Below are 19,412 nucleotides of genomic sequence, written 5' to 3'. Positions count from 1 at the left end.
GCGCAGAATCTCGCCGGTTTCGCGGTCAATGGCGCAGCCCTTCACACTGCGCGCATGGACATCCAAACCGACGTAGGTACGGTTATTCATGGCTGGAACCTCCAGACGTTCAAATGTGGCTCTACCAGTCCACACCCCGCACGAGACTGCGGAACAGGCCCCCGGACCGGCAACCCACGAACCTCTTTGAACCCGAGGTTCCAGTCCTACGTCAGGACCGGCCCACCACACTTCATATCGTCTAGGACGCAGGGCCCCCTTGGCGGTTAGGGTCTTTGCATGTTGCCCGAGGCCGACAACTCGAAGCTGACATCGCGGGGACGGGATCAACTGCGGCAGGAAGAATGCCTTCCGTGCTCCTTCCGTAACGGCAGCTAAGAGCCTTTCACGCGGAACGTCGCCGCAGGGGGATGTTTCCGGCCGCGGGCGATTGGGGTCTTGAAGGATCGCTGGGGAGTAAAGGGAAGCCTGACGACGTCAGATTAGGGTGTACCCCATGCTGACTACCAGGACCGTACTTCGCAGCTGCGGTCAGCAATGCACGTGCGTTTGTTCCCAACATCGGACCACGACGTTGGCCCTTGTTTGAACCGACCAGACCGCGGTGCCTAAAGTGATCCCAGGTAGGGCTGGACCGCATCGGGAAGTCGTCTCGCAGACGCTATAAGGGGGACAGATCTAATTCATATGTCTATCCGTACGGCACCATGGGAGATAAGGCGACGGGGTGAGGAGCACGCCACAAGCTCTTGAGCTGGCTGCCTGAACGGCAGTTTCGAGCGCCAAGATCAGCTGAGTCTCCTTGTCGGCAGAGTGTTGGACGAACAGGTCAGCGATGATCCTTTACAAGGTCTTATCCGTTCTTGTGATGAGTTTGCGGGGCATGCTGTTGTTTCCTTGGGATACGGGCCCAGGTACGAAACCGAGGCTGGGCATCATGTCGGTGCCTGGCTGGGGCAGGTGGGCGTCGCCGATAAAACCTGGTAGCTCACTCCGCGGCTGCGACCTGGCTGGCGACGCGGTATCCGGCGTCCTTCAGTTCAGTGGCATGGGATGCAATGATGACGTCGGCGAAATTGTCAGCATAGTCTCCGAGGTCGGGGTGGATTGAGCCGACTATGGCGTAGACGGGTTTTCCGGTGCGGCGGGCAAGGATCTCCGAAATGATCTTGCCTTGTCCCGTCTGTGAGTCGAGGCGGCCTTCGCCGACCACGATGGCGTCGGCCTCCGCTGCCGATCGGTCAAAGTCCAGGAGGTCCAGCACGAATTTTGCTCCGGGTACTAACGCCGCCCCGTACATCGACCACATGCCTCCGCTGAAGCCACCTGCCGCGCCGGTTCGTGGGACCCCGCGCGGATCGCGCGGGTAGTCCGAGGCTTGGGCGTTTAGCCGGGCGGTGAGCTGATCTACCTCCGTCGGTCCTGCGCCCTTCTGCGGTCCGAAGACGCGGGCGGCGTCCTCGAAGGCAGTGGTTACGTCGCTGAGCACTGTCACGGAGGCGCCGCGTAACCCGCCGCGCTCCTCGATCGCTGTGATCGCGCCGCTGCCTCCGTCGGTTGTCGCGCTGCCGCCGGCGGCGACGAGGATCCGGCGGGCACCGCTTGCGGCTGCGTGGGCCATCAGGACGCCTGTTCCGTAGGTGTCGGCCGTGAGGGCGTTCCGCTCTCCCGGGCAGGGTGCGGTGATGCCGCTGGCTGCGGCCAGGCCGATCACTGCCGTGCCGTTCGGGGCCAGCCCGTAGGAGGCCCGTAGCGGATCGCGCCAGGGGCCGACGGTGTCCACGCGGACCTCCTCGGCTCCGAGGGAGCTGCTCAGAATTTCGTAGGTGCCCTCACCGCCGTCGGCTACGGGGAGTTCGGTGGCGTCGGCGCCGTAGGCCCGGGCGCCGGCGGCGATCAGGTTGGCGACGCGGGAGGCGGTGAAGGTGCCTTTGAAGCTGTCGGGGGCGATGAGGATGTGCATGTTCTTTGTCCTAGAAGCCGACGTTGTCGCGGCCCTTGAGTTGGAGCATTTCGCGGGCTTCGTCCGGGGTGGCCACTTCGAAGTTCAGCGCTTCGAGGATGGTTCTGATGCGCCGGACTTGTTCGGCGTTGGTTTTGGCCAATTCGCCGGGTCCGATCCACAGGGAGTCTTCCAGGCCCACGCGGACGTGGGATCCCATGGCGGCGCCGATGGTGGCCAGTGGCATCTGGTTCTTGCCGGCGCCCAGGATGGACCATTCGTAGTTATCGCCCAGGAGGCGGTCTGCTGTGCGGCGCATGTGCATGAGGTCTTCCGGGTGGGCTCCGATGCCCCCCAGGAGCCCGAAGACGGACTGTACGAACAGTGGTCCGCGCGCGAGGCCGCGGTCGTGGAAATGCGCGAGGTTGTTCAGGTGGGAGATGTCGTAGCACTCGAACTCGAAGCGGGTTCCGTTGGAGTTTCCGATGTTAAGGATGGTTTCGATGTCGGCGAAGGTGTTCTTGAAGACCAGGTCGCGGCTTCGCTCGAGTCCTTCGCGTTCCCATTCATGCTCGAAGTCTTTGAAGCGGTCCAGCATTGGGTACAGCCCGAAGTTCATTGAGCCCATGTTCAGGCTTGCCAGTTCCGGCTTGAAGACGGAGGCCGGAAGCATGCGCTCCTCGACCGTCATGTGCGGGGATCCGCCGGTGGTGATGTTGATGACGGCGTTGGTGTTGGCTTTGAGCTTGGCGAGGATTGGTTCGAAGTGGGCGGGGTCCTGGGACGGGCGGCCGTCTTTGGGGTCCCTGGCGTGCATGTGGACGATTGCCGCGCCGGCTTCGGCTGCGCCGATGGCGGCGTCGGCGATCTCCTCGGCGCTGACGGGCAGGTAAGGGGACATCGATGGGGTGTGGATGGCGCCTGTGACGGCGGAGGTGATGATGACCTTGCGTTTGCGGGACATGATGATGCTTCTTTCGGGGAGAATGTTTTCCTGCAGGCACCGAGTTGAACGTCTCGGTGCCTGCAGTCGTGTTGGTGAGGAAGAAGAGGCGTGCCATGTCGGCGGTGTCTTCGTGACGTTCTGATGGACGCGGTGCGGGGGTGCGGGGAGTCCGCTGTCCGTGGGTCCGCTAGTGAACGGCTACAGCCTTCGGATCTGCCTTTTTGGAACCGCGTTTGAGTCCAAGTGTGAGGAGCGCGCCGATGATGCACATGCCGGCAACGAACCAGAGGCCGGCCATCTTCGACCCGGTGGCGTCCTCTACGAATCCCATGACGTATGGTCCGGTAAAGCCGCCGAACAGGCCCACGGTGTTGACGAACGCCAGGCCGGCAGCCAGGGAGGACCCGGAGAGCCGGGTCGTGGGGTAGGTGTAGAGGACCGGCAGCAGTGCGTAGAAGTTAAAGGCCGCGAGGCTGAAACCGATCAGTCCCAGGACGGGGCCGCCGATGGCACCGAGCGTGAAGCCGGCCGCAATCCCGATCATCGTCGTGGTGGTTATCAGCTTGGAGCGCGAACCGGTGGTGGCCAGCTTTGGTATCGTCAAGGCGCCTACAGCGGAGAAGACCCACGGGATGGCGGTCAGCAGGCCAATCTGGATGGGACTGAGCTTTCCGTAGGTGCCGATGACGGAGGGCAGGAAGAAGGCAAGGGTGTAGAAGGCAATCTGGTGAGTGAAGTAGATCGCAACCACGAGCAGGATCTGCTTGTCCTTCACGATGTGGCGCAGTTTTGAGTTACCGGCGGCCTTCGCGCCGGCCTGCTCTTCGGCGGCGATCCGCGCCTCAAGGTCTTCGGCCTCATCCCGGGTGAGGAACTTGGCGTCGGTGGGCTTGTTCGGCAGCGTCTTCCAGATGATGACAGCCAGGGCACACGCGGGAAGGCCTTCGAGGAGGAACATCCACTGCCATCCATGCAACCCTACGAGGCCGTCCAGGGTCAGCAGCAAACCGCCGAGCGGGGCGCCGATGATGTTGGCAATGGATCCGCCGAGCAGGAACATGCCGTTGGCCTTGGCCCGGTGCTCGAGCGTGAACCACTGGGTGATCAGGTACAGGACTCCGGGGAACAGGCCGGCCTCGGCAATGCCTAGCAGCATGCGCATGATGTAGAAGGACGTTTCGCCCTGAACAAACATCATGCCCGCTGAGAGCAGGCCCCAGGTGATCATGATGCGCGTGATCCAGAAGCGGGCTCCGACCTTGTGCATGATGAGGTTGGAGGGGATCTCGGACAGCGCGTAGGTCAGGAAGAATATGCCGGCGCCGATGCCATAGGCGGTTGCGGAAATGCCGAGGTCAATTTCCAGGCGGTCCTTGGCCATACCGATGTTGGTACGGTCGAGGAAAGCCATGACGTAGGCGGCGATCAGCAGGGGCATCAGGCGCCGGTATATGACCTTGTTAATGGTTTTGGGCGGCCTCATTGCCGTCCCGACGGTGTCAGTGGACATGGGTGTGCCTTCTCTTGTTAATGGGTTGCCCGGAAATGGCCGGGGAGTGTGCTGCTGTTACGCGGATGCCGGAGGCTTCAAGGGGATGCTGGAGCTGCTCCTGCTGGGCATCCGCAGGACGTGCCGATATGCAGCCGGTGCGCGCATATCGTCTGGGTGTACGTGGTTCGGGGGGACGCGATCTGGTCCAGCAGCAGCTCGAATGCCCGGTCCGCCATCTGCTTGACGGGTTGGACGATGGTGGTCATGCCGATCAGTCGTGAGCGGCTGTGCGTCAGTCCGTCGCTGCCAACGACAGCTACGTCTTCCGGGATTCGAAGCCCACGGGCCAAGGCGTGTTCCATGACCCCCATGGCGATTTCATCCGATCCGCAGACAATCGCCCGAGGTGGGGCAGATGAGTCCAGCAGCTGCTGCGCGGCGACCAGCCCTCCGTCGGCGCTCAGGCGCGTGCTGATTTTGCGCGGGCCACTGATGTCGGCGCCGGCCGCCGCCGCTGTACGGACGAAGGCGATTTCACGGGCCATGGAGGCTGTTGAGAATCGCGGACCGATCACGGTCGCGATCTCGGTGTAGCCATGGTCCAGGATGTGCTGCATGAGCTGGGACGCCGCCGTGTCATCGTCGATTCCCACGAAGTCGCCAGGGACGTGGTCCGCACGCCGGGAGAGGTAGACATAGGGAATGCGCCGTTGCCTCAGCGTGCGTAGTGCACGGGAGTCTTCCCGGAGAGCGCCGGCGATGATGACCCCGTCGACGTTTCGTGCCGCCAGCGTTGAGGCGATCTGGGCGAGGGATTCAGGGTCATCGAATGTTGTGGCGACGAAGACGTCGAACCCCTCGGCCGCCGAAGCGGTGATGATGTGCTGCGCCCATCCTGTGTGCATCGGGTTGGTGATGTTGGGAAGGATGAAACCGACGACGCGCGTGAGCAACGGGTCGGGCAGGCGGCCGTGGCCGGATGGCCGGTAGCCGAGTTCGTTGGCGATCTTCAGAATCTGCCGGCGTGTATCAGCCGATACGCCTTGGCGGCCATTCATCACATAGCTGACCGTGGCCGGTGAAACGCCTGCTGCACGGGCAACAGCAGCAGCAGAGATCTTCGCGGGACGCTGTGAATTCTGCACGGGCGTCACGGCTGCTGTAGCACCGACCATCGTGTTTCCTTTCAACGTCGTAAGGGGATTCCCAGCTGGAAGTCTTTGTGATGTCCATTACAGCCGGGCGAGATGGTGTTAAGCAACGTTAAGTAAAATGTAATGAAGCTTCGTTAGTTCTACGGCATGAAACCGGTCTGAGGAGGTGGCGCGCTGGACTCGCGGTGACGGCAGACGGGGCTCCGGCGGCGCTTATCCAGCGGGCCGAAGGGTTTCGCACTGTCATGCGGTCGGGCCGGAGATGTGTTGCCCGACGGCGTTGTCCTAGGGCGCGCTTCATGGGCGTGTAACGGGGGAGCGGACCTGAGGCGGCCGTGGCCTCGTTGTGGCTTAGGTCGGAGTTGGTTCGTGGAGCTGCCGGTGGGCCTGGGCCAGTTCCACGTAGCGGGTGGCGTTGGCTTGGACCCCGCGTATTCCTCGTCGGTCAGTTCACGTCGTACTTTGGCCGGGATCCCGGCGACGAGTGAACGCGGCGGAACTACGGCGCCTTCCAGTACCACGGCGCCTGCGGCTACCAGTGAACCTGTGCCGATGACGGCTCCGTTGAGGATTGTGGCGTTCATTCCGATGAGGCAGTCGTCCTCTACGGTGCAACCGTGGAGGACTGCGGAGTGCCCGACGCTGATGCGGTCGCCCAGCGTGCAGGGATAGCCGGGGTCGGCGTGGAGCACCACGTTGTCCTGCAGGTTTGTGCCCACGCCCACGGCGATCGCTGCAGTGTCCGCCCGGACGGAGACCCCGTAAAAGGCACTCGCTTCCTTACCGAGTGTGGCCCTGCCGATGATGGCGGCAGTCGGTGCCACGAAGGCGGATTGGTGGATATCCGGCTTGGTGCCGGCGAAGGGGTAGATGGGAGCCATTGGCCCTGAACCTCCGAAACGTTAAGGAATGTCTAAGGCGTCTCCGTGGCCCGGTGGCAGCCTGAACGATGGGACGGGGTTCGCCGGCGCTGTTGCAGCGACCGCTACCGCCGTCTGGCAAGCGCACAAAGGCGCATTTGTCGTGCCGGGGCCTGGATGAATTCTTGGTCAGGGTATGGACCTGGACAAGAGATCTATGCGTTTTTGGAGAGGAACGGCGGCGGGCCGAGCCGTTCCTTGAGGGCCTTGAGTTCAGAGTAGGCCCGGTCCCTGTAATTGGCGATCTCTTGCGCTGCGGCCGGATCCATGGTGAGGAACCCCTGCCCGGTCTTGAGGCCAAGATGCCCTTCGGCGACTTTGCCCTTGAGGACTTCGGGCGCTGCGAGGCGGCTGCCGTAAGCACTTTCAATGCTGCGGAAGGAGTTTTCATAGACGTCCAGGCCGGCGATGTCAGCAATTGCAAAGGGTCCGAAGAAGGCCAGACGGAAGCCGAAGGCATTGCTGACGACCTCGTCGACTACCTCCGGCGTGGCCAGGCCCTCTTCGACCATGGATGAGGCTTCCTTGAACAGAGCGTACTGGAGCCGGTTGGCGACGAATCCGGCCGAGTCGGCGACGCGCGTGGCGACTTTGCCAGCCTTCTTCAGCAGCTCCTCCACGGCGCCGATTGCTTCCGGTGACGTGTTTTCCGTGGGGATGATTTCCACGGAAGGAACGAAGAATGACGGGTTCATCCAGTGCACGCCGAGGAAGTTTTGGGGCCGGGTGACGGACTCTGCCAGGGTGCCAATGGGAATGGCCGAAGTGTTGCTGCCAATAACGGTGTGCGGGCCGGCTGCGTTGCTGATGCGTGCCAAGGTGGCTTGCTTGAGGTCAAGGATCTCCGGAACTGCCTCGCTGACGTAGTCGGCTCCTTCGACGGCGCTTTCGATGCTCTCGGCGGCTCGCAGATTGGCCACCAGCAGGTCATGGGCGCCCTCAGGGAACAGTCCCCTCGACTCATAGTCCTTGCCCTCTTCAACCAGGCGGCGCACTGAGTTTTGGGCGGCCTCGGCCGTGACATCCGCCAGGGCGCATGGCAGGCCTGCCAGGGCCAGGGTCTGCGCAATCCCTCCACCCATGTATCCGCCGCCGACGACAGCAACTTTGGTAATTTCAGTGGGCATTCGAACTCCTTTGTATAGCCGGGCATGACCCGGTTCCTGACTTTTGATTGCCGCAATGAATGGGCAAGGCCGTCAGGGCGTTTTCGGCAGCAGCAGCCGCTTGCTTGGCGGTATGCCGTGCCGTAGGTAGGGGTCTTGGAGCCACGTCGATGTGGGCACCCGGACGATGACCTCGCTCGCTGGCATGTCCGTCTGCTAGGAGCGTAGAGCGGGGACCGGTGGTAAGCAACGTTAAGTTCGGGGGAGAGGATCCGACCCGGCGGGGCATGGAGGCGTCACTTGGTTCCTGGCGCGGACGCCGAACACGCTGGCGGCTCGGGAGCAATAAGGGGCTAGCAGGCTCAGCGGGGACGTCCCTTTTTTCGGAAGCTGAGGGGTCTGTGTGATCATCGCTTGATCTTCTAAGTTGTCCCGGCATTGATAAGTCGCCGGGGTCTTTTCGGGGTGGTCTGACGCTCAGGTTGGCCACTGCCGGATTCAGATCCAGTTGGTTGCTTCCGGTGCCTGGCCGATGACTGCGCCGTTCTGTTCCGGTGACGCCGCCGTTGCCGCCGCGGCCGGGGGCCCACCGGGTTGGGTGATAGCGGCGAGCGGTCCGGAGATGACCTGGGGTGCTGCCGCCTCGGTGTTGCTGAAGGTCATCGTGCTCGGCTGGTCGGTGACTTTCACCAGCACTCCGGTGTCGGCTGCCGCAAACCTTATTGAGGAATCACTCCCTCCGCTCAGAGGCCGTACGGGCCAAAACGGGCAACTGCGACACCAGCGGCAAGGATGCCCAAGACGAGGTTGATGATGACGTTGGGCGTTTCGTGGCGGCGGCCGTGAGTGATGGCAGCGCCTGCCATGAGGAAGAAGAGCCCGGCCGCGGCTGTGGGCACCAGCACCGTGGCTATTCCCAGTAGTGCCGGCAGGATGAGGCCGAGGGCGGCGAGGATTTCGAGTGCGCCGATGCGCTTGACGGCGCCGTCGGAGAAGTCTTCCACCCAGCCTTGGCCGGCGGCCGCGAGCTTCGCCTTGGGTTGGGCAATTTTCATGGTTCCTGCGGCAAGGAAGAGAAGGGCGAGTACGGCGGTGATGATCCAGAGGGCGACGTTCATGATGTTCTTCTTTCGTGAGTCACAGGGTTGTTCGTGGCTGGGGCCGTCATGCGACTTCCATCGCGTTCCGGTGGTCGGCGAGTATTTCGCGGACCATCGGCACGACTTTGCTCCCGTAGAGTTCGACGGCTTTGAGGCGTGCGCTGATTGGCTGGGCTCCGGAAGTGAAGATGAGGTCGAAGCGGCCAACGTCCAGTGAGGCCACGGCACGGGCGATTCTCCTGGCGACGGTCTCCGGTGAGCCGATGTACATCGAGCCGTTCCGGGTTTCGGCCTCGAAATCTTCGCGGCGGACGGGCGGCCAGCCGCGGAGGGCTCCGATGCGGTCCCTGACCACCTTGTAGTGGGGCCAGAAGATCTCTTTGGCTTCGTCGTCGGAATCCGCAATGAACCCGGGGGAGTGCATTCCTACCGGCCACGCCGTCGTGTTGAAGTCCGCGGCAGCCCGTTTGTAGAGGTCGATGAAGGGCGTGAACCGTTCGGGCTGTCCGCCGATAATGGCGAGCATCATGGGGAACCCGTATTTCGCCGTGCGGACCACTGACTGGGGCGTGCCGCCGACGCCTACCCACGTCCGCAGACCGCCCTCAGTCTTGGGGTAGACATCGGCATCAACCAGCGGTGCACGCATGGTGCCTTTCCAGGTCACGGGTTTCTCGTCAAGGAGTCGTGCGAACAGTTCAATCTTCTCCTCAAAGAGCACGTCGTAGTCTTTGAGGTCGTAGCCGAAGAGGGGGAACGACTCGGTGAAGGAACCCCGCCCCAGAATGACCTCGGCGCGGCCGTTGGACAGCGCATCCACTGTCGCAAATCGCTGGAAGACGCGCACGGGGTCATCGGAGCTGAGCACCGTCACGCCGGATCCAAGGCGGATGCGTGAGGTGCGCGTGGCCATGCCGGCCAGGACAGTCTCGGGGGCCGAGACTGAATATTCCGGGCGGTGGTGCTCACCGACAGTAAAGGCATCCACACCCAACTGGTCGGCCAGCACGGCCTCGTCGACCAACTGCCGGATCGCACGGGCATGGCTGACTGGTGCGCCCTGGTCGTCAACAGGGACGTCGCCGAAGGTGTCCAGGCCAAAGATCACTTCGCTCATGGGTCTCCTCTAGTTGATATGTCAATTACTTAATTGACGCGTCAATCATCACCCCGTATGGTTGACATGTCAAACGAAGACGAGGTGGTTATGGAACAAAGCGGTAAGAGTGCCCGGCGGAGTCTTACTCCGGATGAACTGGCCGTATGGCGCGAGTATGTCGAGACGGCAGAGGCGATAAGACAGGCTTTGGCGACGGGACTGCAGGCCACCTCCGGCGTTTCCCCGGGCGACTACGCGGTGCTCCTGGCCCTGAGCGAGTCCGAAGGACACCGTTTGCGATCCTCCACGCTCGCCGCGGGTGTCGGATGGGAGCGCAGCCGACTTTCGCACCACCTGGGTCGCATGGAATCCCGGGGGCTCATTCGACGGCGTAAGTCGGGTAACGACAGCCGTGGCGCAGAGGTGGAACTTACCGACGACGGAGCACGGACTTTCCGCGCTTCCTCAGCGCCGCATCTTCGGCTCGTCCGCCGGTTCTTCATCGAAGCCCTCACGCCTGAAGACCTCGAAGCCGTTGGAAAGGTTGCAAAGAGCTTGCGCCGCCACCTGAACGAACTCGCACATGAACGTGGAACCGACCAGGGCCTAGCCGTCGTCGAACCTTCTCCGGGTGGCACCATTTAGTCGAAACCCGTGCGGTCCTCGACGGTCCAGGCTTCGTAGAACTCGGCCTTTCGTAGGGTCTTCTGTTGCGTTCCGGAGGGTGGAGTCCGGATCAGCGTCGGAGGACGCCCGCCATGGCTTGCGACTGATTTCCTGTGGAGTTGCGGCGGCGATTGTTTTGTATGGCCGTCTGCTGTTGCGGGTCGCTCTGGTGGAGGAATCACCGCTGGGTGTAAGGGGCCGGCGGGCAACCCGGGTCCCGGGCAGGGAAGGAGATTGTTGCGGGGAGATAAGCATAATGTTGGACGGTGAACAGTATGAAGGAATTCGGCTCCGGCCAAGAGGCTGCCAACGATCATCGCGTCCTGGTCTTCGGGCGCCTTCTGGGTGCGGCGAACCGGCTGGAGTTTCTTCTTGGCCGCGACCTGGAGCAGGAGTTCGGCATCAGCCATTCCCTTTTTGAACTGCTTCTCCTCGCAGGACGGGCGGGCGACCAGGGAATCCCGGTGCGTGACATCGCCCAAGCGAGGGTGTTGACGTCAGGCGGAGCCACGCGGTTGGTGCAGCGCGCCTCAGCGCTGGGCCTTATTGAACGGGAGAGCTCCGTTTCCGACGCCCGTGTCCAGTTGATCCGCCTCTCGGCGCACGGCGAAGACTTGCTCCTCAGAGCCGGTAGCCGCCACGTGCAGAGTATCGAACGGTACCTGCTCGACCTACTCTCACCCGCAGAGGCCGAGGTGTTCTCGGAGGCCGTCAAAAGGATCAGCAAGAATGCTGCGCAGGAATTGCCGATCATGCCGTGAACGATTGGGCATAACTCCCAACAATAGCTGACTAGTCAGCTATTGTTGGATCTGAGTGAGCGTGCATTGCGTGACTCGCTTCGGGGCGTTCTCGAGGGCATCCGAGAGAGGTTAACCAGTAATGTCACTGAATTTTGAGGTCTTCGATCTCGACTTCCCCGCAGGTTCACCAAACAAGTCGGCAACGTTGGTTATCGGCCCGTCCAAGGCAATGCTTGTGGACGCAGGCTTCACCCGGGCCGACGGCCACCGTCTCGTTGCGGCCATCTTGGACTCCGGCAAAGAGCTGGAAACCGTCTTCATCAGCCACGCCGACCCGGACTTCTACTTCGGCCTGGAAGTCTTCGCCGATGCGTTCCCGGATGCCACAATCCTGGCGACCCCGATAGTCATCGAGCACATCCAGGCGACATTCGAGGGCAAACTCAAGGCCTGGGCAGCACTGGGCGCCAACCTCCCGACCCGCCTGGCCGTGATCGCGCCCCTGAATGCAGGCGCAATTGAACTCGACGGGTACCGCTTTGACCTTCGCGGCGGCTCTGACCTGCTTCCTGACAGGCACTACCTCTTCAACGCTGATCAGAAAGCAGTGGTCGGCGGGGTCCTGGTCTTCCAGGAAGAACACGTCTGGACCGCAGACACCCCCACCCCCGAACAGCGCTCGGCATGGATCGAACTCCTTGACCAGATGCAGGCCCTGAACCCACAACTCGTCATAGCGGGCCACCGGCTGCCCGGAACCGCCAACGATGCCACGGCCATCGATTACACGCGGTCCTACCTCCGGGAATTCGAAGGGATACTTGCCCGCTCAGCCGATGCCGCCGCCGGCACGGCCGCCCTGATCGAAAGCTACCCAAACTCCGGAATGCTCATCGCACCGCAAATCGGAACCAAGGTCGCCAAGGGGGAAATGACATGGGGCTGAATGACGCCGCTGAACCTGCCCGCTCAAGCTCGCCTCGGGACGTCATCCGCCGTCAGTATCTGGCCTCAGCAGCAGGTGACCTCGAAGCGCTCCGCGCCACGATGGTCCCTGATGTCGAATGGACGGAGATGGCCGGCTTCCCCTTGCAGGGACCTACCGCACGCCCAACGAAGTGACCTCCAACGTCATGGAAATTCTCGGTAGAGACTGGGAGGGGCGGGCGGCCCACGACGACACCTACATCGTCGAAGGTGAAAACGTAGTGGTCCTCGCCCGGTACACCGCCAGGCACCGGGCAACCGGGAAACCCTTGACCGTCCGGGTGGCCCACCACTTCATCGTCCGCGGCGGACTTATCGTACGCTTCGAACAATTCGTCGACACCGCAAGGGTTGCCGAAGCAGGCCTGCCCGGGGACCGCTGACCGAATCCGCATAGGCCTGACGGCGACAACGCCAAAAGAGTCGGTGCCGTCAGCATTTCCTTACCGCCCACTGGCATCAAGACCACCGAGTGCGCATGTGATCGGTTGGCAGAGTCACCAATACATACCTGCATGTGCCGGGTTACAGCCAAGACGCGGTTCTCGTCCCTAGGGCTCTCACCGGAAGCCGAGAGCAGTCCTCACTGGTTCTGCAATGAGAGGAAGCCCTTGCACGCGGTTGATGCCACGCGGTACGCAAAAGCCTGCATTGTGGTGAGGGGCTTCCTCGTTGAGCGCGGCACGCGGCCCGGCTCCGCGTCCGGTCCTGAACGCGGCGGGACGACCGTTCGCCCAGGAACCGACGGTCGAAGATAGTCCGTGGCCGCGGGCCGCACTCCCATCGGTCCGTCTCGGGTCCGGAGCAGTAAAAGCAGTCAGCGTCCCCACGCCGGCGCAAATGCTCTGGTCTTCGGCCAGCATCCCTCGGGACGCTGAAGCCCGGCCCGCCTCAGCTTCAGGGGCGGGCGAGTACATGGTGGTCAATGAGATGGTCGGCGATCGACATGGCCGAGGTTGCCGCCGGTGACGGAGCATTGCGCAGTAGCGTGACGGGTCCGACCTGGTCGATGGCGAAATCATCCAGGAGCGAGCCATCACTGGCCCATGCCTGGGCCCGGACACCAGCGGCGGTTTTAGCGGTCAGGTCGGCCATCTCGAGCTCAGGAATAAACCGGCTCGCTTCCTTGAAGTAAAGCGGTTTGATGAGGGACGCGGCGATTTCCTTGGCTCCCATCCGCCAGTGCTGCTTCGCCAAGGTGGGCGCCCCTGGCCAGGTCGCCGACGCCCAGGTGTCCTTGAGTGAGATGGTCCGCCAACCGTATCCTTCGCGGGCCAAGGCTGGGACAGCGTTGGGACCAACGTGGATGTCGTCATAGACGCCCCGGGTGAAGTGAACGCCGAGGAAGGGGAAGCTGGGATCAGGTACGGGGTAGATCATGCCTTTGACGAGGTGCTGCTTCGCCGCTGACAGAGCCCAGTATTCACCACGGAAGGGCAGGATTTTGGGTGAGGGGGAAGCGCCTACGAACTGGGCAACCAGATCGGATTGCAGTCCGGCGCAGACAATGAGGCGGTCGAAAACTAGTTCTGCTGCGCTGGTGGTTACCTGGACCTTGCCGTTGGCATGCGCGATCCGGGTGACTTCGTGTCCGAGGAGTATCCGGCCGCCGGCTTGGCGGATGTCCTCGGCCATGGCTTCAGTAATTGCGGCGTAGTCGACGACGGCGGTGTGCGGGGAGTGCAGGGCGGCGACGCCGGCAGCGTGTGGCTCAATTTCCTTGATTTGTTCGGCGTTGAGGCGGCGCAGGCCGGGCACGTTGTTGGCGACCGACCGTTTTTCGATATTCTCCAGTGCGGGCAGCTCTTCTGCTGTCAAAGCTACGACGAGTTTGCCGACTTCCCGGTAGGGGAGGTTCTTTTCCAGGCAGTAGTCGCGGGTGAGGTGCCTGCCGCGGGCGCACAGGGTCGCTTTGAGCGACCCCGGGGCGTAGTAAAGCCCGGCATGGACCACGCCGGAGTTGTGTCCTGTCTGGTGCATGGCGACGCGGTGCTCTTTTTCCACTACCGTTACCTCGCCCATTCCTCGCTGGGTGAGGGCGCGGGCGATTGCGATGCCCACGATGCCTCCGCCGATGATGCCAATCTGTTCGGTCATCGTTGTCTCTGTTTCTTGTCTGGCTCCCCTGCGGGGATGCGTTTAAATTTGTGTGTTAATGCACAGGTCAGCTGGCCGTCCAGCCGCCGTCGACCATCAGTAGCTGGCCGGTAATGTAGCTGGATGCGTCGGAAGCCAGGAACACCGCGGCGCCGGCGAGTTCTTCCGGTTCGCCGAATCTGTTCATCGGTATCCGCTGGAGCATTCGCTCTTTCCGCTCAGTGTCGTTGAACACGGCTTCTGTGAGCTTGGTCCGGATGTAGCCGGGCCCCAGACCGTTGACCCGGATGCCCCGTCCGGCCCACTCGAGGCTGAGGTTTCGGAGAACTCCGTATATCCCGGACTTACTGGCCGTGTAGGCGACAACGGAGGGCAGGGAGAGCTGGCTTGAGAGCGACCCTATGAAGATGTGGCTCCCGCGGCGGCCTTTTTCAAGTTGGCGTCTTCCGAGTTCCTGGCTGAGCAGGAACGGGGCGGTCAGGTTGATGCTGATGACGCGGTCCCACTCATCAGGGTCAAAAGACTCTGCCGGTTCGCGGTGCTGCACCCCGGCGGCATGGACGACGACGTCGATTCCGCCGCCCAGCCCATTTTCGACTTGGTCGAGTAGCGGCGCTGCGGCACCCCGGACCGATACGTCTGTAGGGAACGCAGTGGCTGCTGGTCCGATTGCTCTTGCCGCGCTGTGGAGTTCGTCTTCGCTGCGGGACACCAGCGCCACTTGAGCGCCGGCTTGTGCGAGTCCGTTGGCGATGGCATATCCCAGGCCGCGGCCGGCGCCTGTGACAAGTGCGCGCTTCCCTTCAAGGGAGAATTGGTTTCCTTCGCTCATTACTGCGTCCGGATCGCGGCAGTTTTGATGCGGGTGTAGAAGCTCAGCGCTTCAAGGCCCTGCTCCTTGAAGGGGGAACCGGAGTCCTTGAAACCGCCAAAGGGGTGGTGGATGTCCCAGCCGGTGGTGGGCTGGTTTACCGAGACCTGTCCGGTGTCGACGCTGTTGATGAAGGCAAATGCGTGGCCAAGGTCTTTGGTGAAGACGGCGCTGGAGAGTCCGTAGGCCGAGTCGTTCACCGCGTCGATGGCTTCTTCTACAGTGTCCACGACGGTCATAGCCAGCACCGGCCCGAAGACCTCGTCCCTCCAGATATCCAGGTCGGTTGAGATACCTAAAAGTGTTGGTTCCACAAAGGCGCCGGTCTGGCGTTGTTCCTCTCCGAGGGGAGCGGTGGCAATGACTTCGGCGCCCTGGCGGATCGCCGTTGAGATGTGGGCTTGGATCTGCTGCTGCGCTTTTTTGCTGACGACGGGACCGAGGCTTGCGTCCGGGGTGTTCCCGCTGGCAACTTTGAGTTCCGCTACGGCGGCCACCAGTTTGCTGCGGATCTGGGTTTCGATGCTCCGCTGCACGATGAGGCGGCTGGTGGCGGTGCACCGCTGCCCGGCCTGGGCGAAGGCGCCGGCGATTATTGTGGGGACGGCTGCGTCCAGGTCGGCGTCTTCGAGGACGACTGCCGCGTTTTTTCCGCCCATTTCGGTTTGCACCCGAATGCCTGTCCCGGCGAGTTCCTTCTGCAGCTGTACTCCGATCTCAGTCGATCCTGTAAACGAGACTGCACGCAGCCCTTGATGTGATGTGAGCTTCTGCCCAATGTCCGCTCCGCGGCCTGTGACGGTGCCGAGCACGCCGGCAGGAAGGCCCGCCTTGTGAAGAAGTTCGGCGAGCTTGAGCGCGATGATCGGTGTTTCGCTGGCCGGCTTGAGTACTACGGCGTTGCCGGCTAGCAGCGCGGGGGCGAGCTTCCTCGCCGGTGTCAGCAGGGGGTCGTTCCACGGTGTGATGAGGAGGACGACGCCGATTGGTTCGCGGATCTGGCTGGCGAATGTGCCCGGGCGGGCGTCGGGCAGGTACTCTCCGAACGGAAGCCGGGCGAGGCCGCCGTAGTATTCAAAGAATTCGGCCGACTTCCCGACTTCGCCCGTGGCTTCTGCCCGGGTCTTGCCCATCTCGGTGACGATGGTGGCAACCAGGTCCTCCGAGTGCTCCCGGATCAGGGAGGCTGTGTTCAGGAGAATCCGCCCTCGCTCCAGGTGGCCGGTCTTCTTCCATGTCTTCGCGCCCTCGGCAGCGGCGTTGAAGACCTCGTCCAGATCGTTCGGGCCCATGGCTGGGACCTGGCCGATGATGTCGCCGTTCGTGGCCGGGTCCGTGACATCCAGGGTTGTTCCCAGGCTGGCGTGGACGAATTCGCCGTTGACCAGGTTCTTAACTAGTCCGATCGTCATCTTGTCTGCTCCTGTGCGCTTTGTGCTGTTGTAGTGTGTGGCCGTGGTCATCGGTTCACCGTGGCTGCTTGGGCCGTAGCTTCGAAGGCGGCGGCCAGGTCGCCTGTGCGCATTGYGGATACGAGGCGCTCCAGGGATTCTTCTTCCAGTGGTTCGGGGTTGGTCGGCCTGGGGTATTCCCGGACGCAGCGCTGGGCTATGGATGCTTCGGCGTGCTCCGGGATGTTCGCTTCGTCCAGAGTGGTCGGCAGTCCCAGCCGCCTGGACAGATCAAGGATTTCCTGGGCGGCGGTGTGCAGGTCTTCGCTCGTTCCTCCGGTGATGGCGCGCGCCAGCGCTGACGCCAGCATGGGATCAAGGTTCTGGTTGTAGGCGATGCAGTAGGGCAGCGCGAGGGCGCAGGAAGTGCCGTGCGGCATGGGGTTTTCATAGGACAGGCAGTACGCCAGCGAATGGCCCATCACTACGCCTGCGTTCAGGGCCTGGCCGGCCAGGTGCGAACCCCAGAGGCAGCGCGCGAGGGCGTCCTGGTCCCCCTCGGCGGCCTTGTCCAGGCTAGGCATCAGCATCTCTATGGCGCCGATTGCATGGTGGGCGGACAGGGGCGACGCGCTGGTGGCCATGAGCGATTCAATGGCATGTGCCAGTGCATCCATTCCCGTGGACGCCACGACACCCCGGGGCAGGGAGGCAACCAGGTCGGGGTCAATGATGGCCGCCTGTGGAACGTATCGCGTACAGGAGGAGACGCGCTTTGCACCATCAACGGTGACCATGGCAATGCGTGTGGCCTCCGCGCCGGTCCCGCAGGTTGTCGGGATCAGCACCAGCGGCGCTACGCCGTGCGGCGGATCCACAACCCCCAGCCAGTCAGCTGAAGTGCCGTCGTTGAGCATCAACAAAGAGATGATCTTTGAAGAGTCCAGAACGGAACCTCCGCCGATTCCGATGATGGCACCAGCCCTGGCCGCACGCGCCTCTTCGGCGGCCGCGTCGACAATCTCCGCCGTGGGCTCGCTTCCGAAGCCTGTCCGAAGCACTACGCGGAAGCCCCCGTCCTCAAGGGCAAGGAGCAGATTTTCCGCCAGTCCGAAATTTACAACAGCGTCGTCGGCTGCAACGAGGACCGTTCCTCCCGCAAGGCCGAACTGGTCGCGGAGCACCTTTACGATCTGCTTGGTGGAGCCGCGTCCTCCGAGAACGGCGGCTGGTGCCAAGAACTCTGTCGGCAGAGCAAGATCGGGAACCCATCGTTTTGACATCGTCGTCACACTTTCCTGATTGGATACAATTTCCAAAATAAAGTTAACCGACACAACCGCTCGGCGTCAAGGAGTGCTGGGGCGGGACTCGCGGGAAACGCGTTGGTATCCCATGGAAATAGGGGGGTTTATGGGCGGCCGATCCGACAAGTACCTAGCGCCGATCCTTGGCGCCCCCGCCGTCGGAACGCTCGCGCCTAGGTTCGACAAGTCTTTTTTGGATACAATCAGCCTAATTGAAGATCTCTGGCCGCGAGGCGAGATTGAGCCGGGTGCGGCGGATGTGCCCGCGGACCAAGCCGGCTGCTGCATCGTGGTCCCTCCTGGCGATGCTGTCGACAATGAGCCGGTGCTCCGCATCCGTGGCCCACTGCTGCTCCAAGTCCAGACCCTGTGCAAAGGCCCGCCGGTAGTGCTGCGTCGTGTTCCAGAACCGCTGCACCAGATCGTGCAGGAGGCCGAACTCGGCGCCGGCGTAGGTCAGCAGATGGAATTCGCGGTCGACGCGCAGAAACGTCTCGACGTCGGTGGCTGCCGCGATCTCCTCTGCCAGCTCACGCAGTCTTTGGATTTGGCTTTCGGTTAGGTTGTCGATGCTTTCCCTGACGGCCAGGGATTCAACCTGCTCGCGGAGCTTGTAGGTCTGGTCGAACTCGAAGGCATCCAATTTGGCTACCCATGCCCCGGCATTCGGAACAATCGTGACCAGACCCTCAGCCTCAAGAAGCTTCAACCCTTCTCTGACAGGGATGCGGCTTGCGTCAAAACGTTCGGCGAGTTCCTCCTGCCCGATTCGTTCCCCTGGCCGCAGTTTCCCTTCGAGGACGTCCTGGCGGAGTTCCTGTGCTATCCGCCTGCCGGTTGCCCCGGCAGTCTTCTCGTCCTTCATACGCCCTCTTCCACATTTGAATCTGTAGCTTGTCAACCCAGTATGGACGTTGGGATGTCGCAGTGCGGGGAGGATCGTCAGGTCTTGTGTGGCCACGGCCCCACGTTGCGAGGAGTTGTGGGGCCCTGGCTGCTTTGGGGCGAAGTCCGGTGCTGTAGCGCGCCGAACGTTTCACGGGCTGTGGAGGGCGCTAGCCACCTTCCGCTGGCTGGCGTAGGGGTCGGCGATGCCGATGTACTGGGTGTAGAGGTATTCCTCGATGCCTTCCAGGCCGCCTTCGCGGCCCAGGCCGGACTGCTTGACGCCGCCGAACGGGGCGGCGGCGTTGGACACGACGCCGGCGTTCAGGCCCAGCATGCCGGTCTCGAGGCGTTCGCCCATCCGGATGCCCCGGTTCAGGTCCCGGGTGAAGACGTACGCGACGAGGCCGTATTCGGTGTTGTTCGCGAGCCGGATGGCCTCGTCCTCGGTGTCGAAGGTGATGATCGGGGCGACGGGGCCAAAGATTTCCTCGGACAGGATCCGGGTGCCCTCGGTCACGCCGGTGAGGATGGTGGGCTGGTAGAAGTAGCCCGGGCCCTCCACGGCCGCGCCGCCGGTCACCGCGACCGCGCCGGCGGCGACGGCGTCGGTGACGAGCTCGTGGACCTTGTCCCGGCTCTTCGCATCGATCAGCGGGCCGACCTTGGATTCGGCCTCGGTGCCCCGGGCCGTGGTCATCTATCT

The 19,412-nt window shown here is 62.8% G+C and carries 17 protein-coding genes and 2 pseudogenes; 4 read left to right on the top strand and 15 right to left on the bottom strand.

Annotated elements, in window-relative coordinates; all coding sequences use genetic code 11:
* Nucleotides 1-988 precede the first annotated feature (988 nt).
* The 9 genes and pseudogenes from AC1D2F_RS23010 to AC1D2F_RS22970 form a co-directional block, all read right to left on the bottom strand.
* Nucleotides 989-1,963, bottom strand: a complete 975-nt coding sequence (locus tag AC1D2F_RS23010) for a glycerate kinase (protein WP_229995883.1) — start codon at nt 1,961-1,963, stop codon at nt 989-991.
* Nucleotides 1,964-1,973: 10 nt separating this feature from the next.
* A complete protein-coding gene (gene kce / locus AC1D2F_RS23005) occupies nt 1,974-2,906 on the bottom strand; it encodes a 3,5-dioxohexanoate:acetyl-CoA acetone transferase (RefSeq protein WP_476967818.1) in 933 nt (310 codons plus the stop codon).
* 169 nt (nt 2,907-3,075) lie between these two features.
* Nucleotides 3,076-4,398, bottom strand: a complete 1,323-nt coding sequence (locus AC1D2F_RS23000) for an MFS transporter (RefSeq protein WP_364744563.1) — start codon at nt 4,396-4,398, stop codon at nt 3,076-3,078.
* Nucleotides 4,399-4,475: 77 nt separating this feature from the next.
* Nucleotides 4,476-5,555, bottom strand: coding sequence for a LacI family DNA-binding transcriptional regulator (locus tag AC1D2F_RS22995; protein ID WP_229995270.1), 1,080 nt, complete (start codon nt 5,553-5,555; stop codon nt 4,476-4,478).
* Nucleotides 5,556-5,885: 330 nt separating this feature from the next.
* Nucleotides 5,886-6,415 (bottom strand): annotated as a pseudogene (locus AC1D2F_RS22990) (gamma carbonic anhydrase family protein).
* A gap of 194 nt (nt 6,416-6,609) precedes the next feature.
* Nucleotides 6,610-7,581, bottom strand: coding sequence for a 3-hydroxyacyl-CoA dehydrogenase family protein (locus AC1D2F_RS22985; RefSeq protein ID WP_364744566.1), 972 nt, complete (start codon nt 7,579-7,581; stop codon nt 6,610-6,612).
* 477 nt (nt 7,582-8,058) lie between these two features.
* A complete protein-coding gene (locus AC1D2F_RS22980) occupies nt 8,059-8,250 on the bottom strand; it encodes a hypothetical protein (protein WP_229995268.1) in 192 nt (63 codons plus the stop codon).
* A 53-nt stretch (nt 8,251-8,303) separates the two neighbouring features.
* Nucleotides 8,304-8,678: a DoxX family protein gene (locus AC1D2F_RS22975; RefSeq protein WP_229995267.1), complete on the bottom strand. Its 375-nt coding sequence runs from the start codon at nt 8,676-8,678 to the stop codon at nt 8,304-8,306.
* A gap of 46 nt (nt 8,679-8,724) precedes the next feature.
* Nucleotides 8,725-9,777, bottom strand: a complete 1,053-nt coding sequence (locus AC1D2F_RS22970) for an LLM class flavin-dependent oxidoreductase (RefSeq protein WP_229995266.1) — start codon at nt 9,775-9,777, stop codon at nt 8,725-8,727.
* A 66-nt stretch (nt 9,778-9,843) separates the two neighbouring features.
* Between AC1D2F_RS22970 and AC1D2F_RS22965 the strand changes: the two genes are divergently transcribed.
* From AC1D2F_RS22965 to AC1D2F_RS22950, 4 genes are all read left to right on the top strand, one after another.
* Complete coding sequence (locus tag AC1D2F_RS22965; RefSeq protein ID WP_229995265.1) at nt 9,844-10,404, top strand: MarR family winged helix-turn-helix transcriptional regulator; 561 nt, start codon at nt 9,844-9,846, stop codon at nt 10,402-10,404.
* Nucleotides 10,405-10,700: 296 nt separating this feature from the next.
* Nucleotides 10,701-11,186 carry a MarR family winged helix-turn-helix transcriptional regulator gene (locus AC1D2F_RS22960; protein ID WP_229995264.1) on the top strand — a complete coding sequence of 162 codons (486 nt, stop codon included), beginning with the start codon at nt 10,701-10,703 and terminating at the stop codon, nt 11,184-11,186.
* A gap of 121 nt (nt 11,187-11,307) precedes the next feature.
* Nucleotides 11,308-12,114 (top strand): MBL fold metallo-hydrolase, encoded by an 807-nt coding sequence (locus tag AC1D2F_RS22955; protein ID WP_229995263.1) that lies wholly within the window; start codon nt 11,308-11,310, stop codon nt 12,112-12,114.
* 118 nt (nt 12,115-12,232) lie between these two features.
* The gene (locus AC1D2F_RS22950) at nt 12,233-12,538 is read left to right on the top strand and encodes a nuclear transport factor 2 family protein (RefSeq protein WP_229995262.1); all 306 of its coding nucleotides are present in this window, start codon (nt 12,233-12,235) and stop codon (nt 12,536-12,538) included.
* Nucleotides 12,539-13,052: 514 nt separating this feature from the next.
* Here the strand turns inward: AC1D2F_RS22950 and lhgO are convergent.
* From lhgO to AC1D2F_RS22920, 6 genes and pseudogenes are all read right to left on the bottom strand, one after another.
* Nucleotides 13,053-14,252 carry an L-2-hydroxyglutarate oxidase gene (lhgO, locus tag AC1D2F_RS22945; protein WP_229995261.1) on the bottom strand — a complete coding sequence of 400 codons (1,200 nt, stop codon included), beginning with the start codon at nt 14,250-14,252 and terminating at the stop codon, nt 13,053-13,055.
* Nucleotides 14,253-14,319: 67 nt separating this feature from the next.
* The gene (locus AC1D2F_RS22940) at nt 14,320-15,084 is read right to left on the bottom strand and encodes an SDR family NAD(P)-dependent oxidoreductase (protein ID WP_229995260.1); all 765 of its coding nucleotides are present in this window, start codon (nt 15,082-15,084) and stop codon (nt 14,320-14,322) included.
* Nucleotides 15,084-16,535, bottom strand: a complete 1,452-nt coding sequence (locus tag AC1D2F_RS22935; protein WP_229995259.1) for an aldehyde dehydrogenase family protein — start codon at nt 16,533-16,535, stop codon at nt 15,084-15,086. Before AC1D2F_RS22935 ends, AC1D2F_RS22940 begins: the two co-directional genes overlap by 1 nt.
* Before the next feature lie 47 nt (nt 16,536-16,582).
* Nucleotides 16,583-17,797: an iron-containing alcohol dehydrogenase gene (locus AC1D2F_RS22930; protein WP_476967817.1), complete on the bottom strand. Its 1,215-nt coding sequence runs from the start codon at nt 17,795-17,797 to the stop codon at nt 16,583-16,585.
* A gap of 232 nt (nt 17,798-18,029) precedes the next feature.
* Nucleotides 18,030-18,686 carry a GntR family transcriptional regulator gene (locus tag AC1D2F_RS22925; protein WP_229995257.1) on the bottom strand — a complete coding sequence of 219 codons (657 nt, stop codon included), beginning with the start codon at nt 18,684-18,686 and terminating at the stop codon, nt 18,030-18,032.
* 171 nt (nt 18,687-18,857) lie between these two features.
* A pseudogene (locus AC1D2F_RS22920) lies at nt 18,858-19,406 on the bottom strand (aldehyde dehydrogenase family protein); the annotation flags it as partial.
* Between the last annotated feature and the right edge of the window lie 6 nt (nt 19,407-19,412).

The sequence above is a fragment of the Arthrobacter sp. P1_B3 genome, from assembly GCF_056406615.1.
Note: the sequence above shows the minus strand (reverse complement) of the source record. Positions and strands in the feature narration are given on the sequence as shown.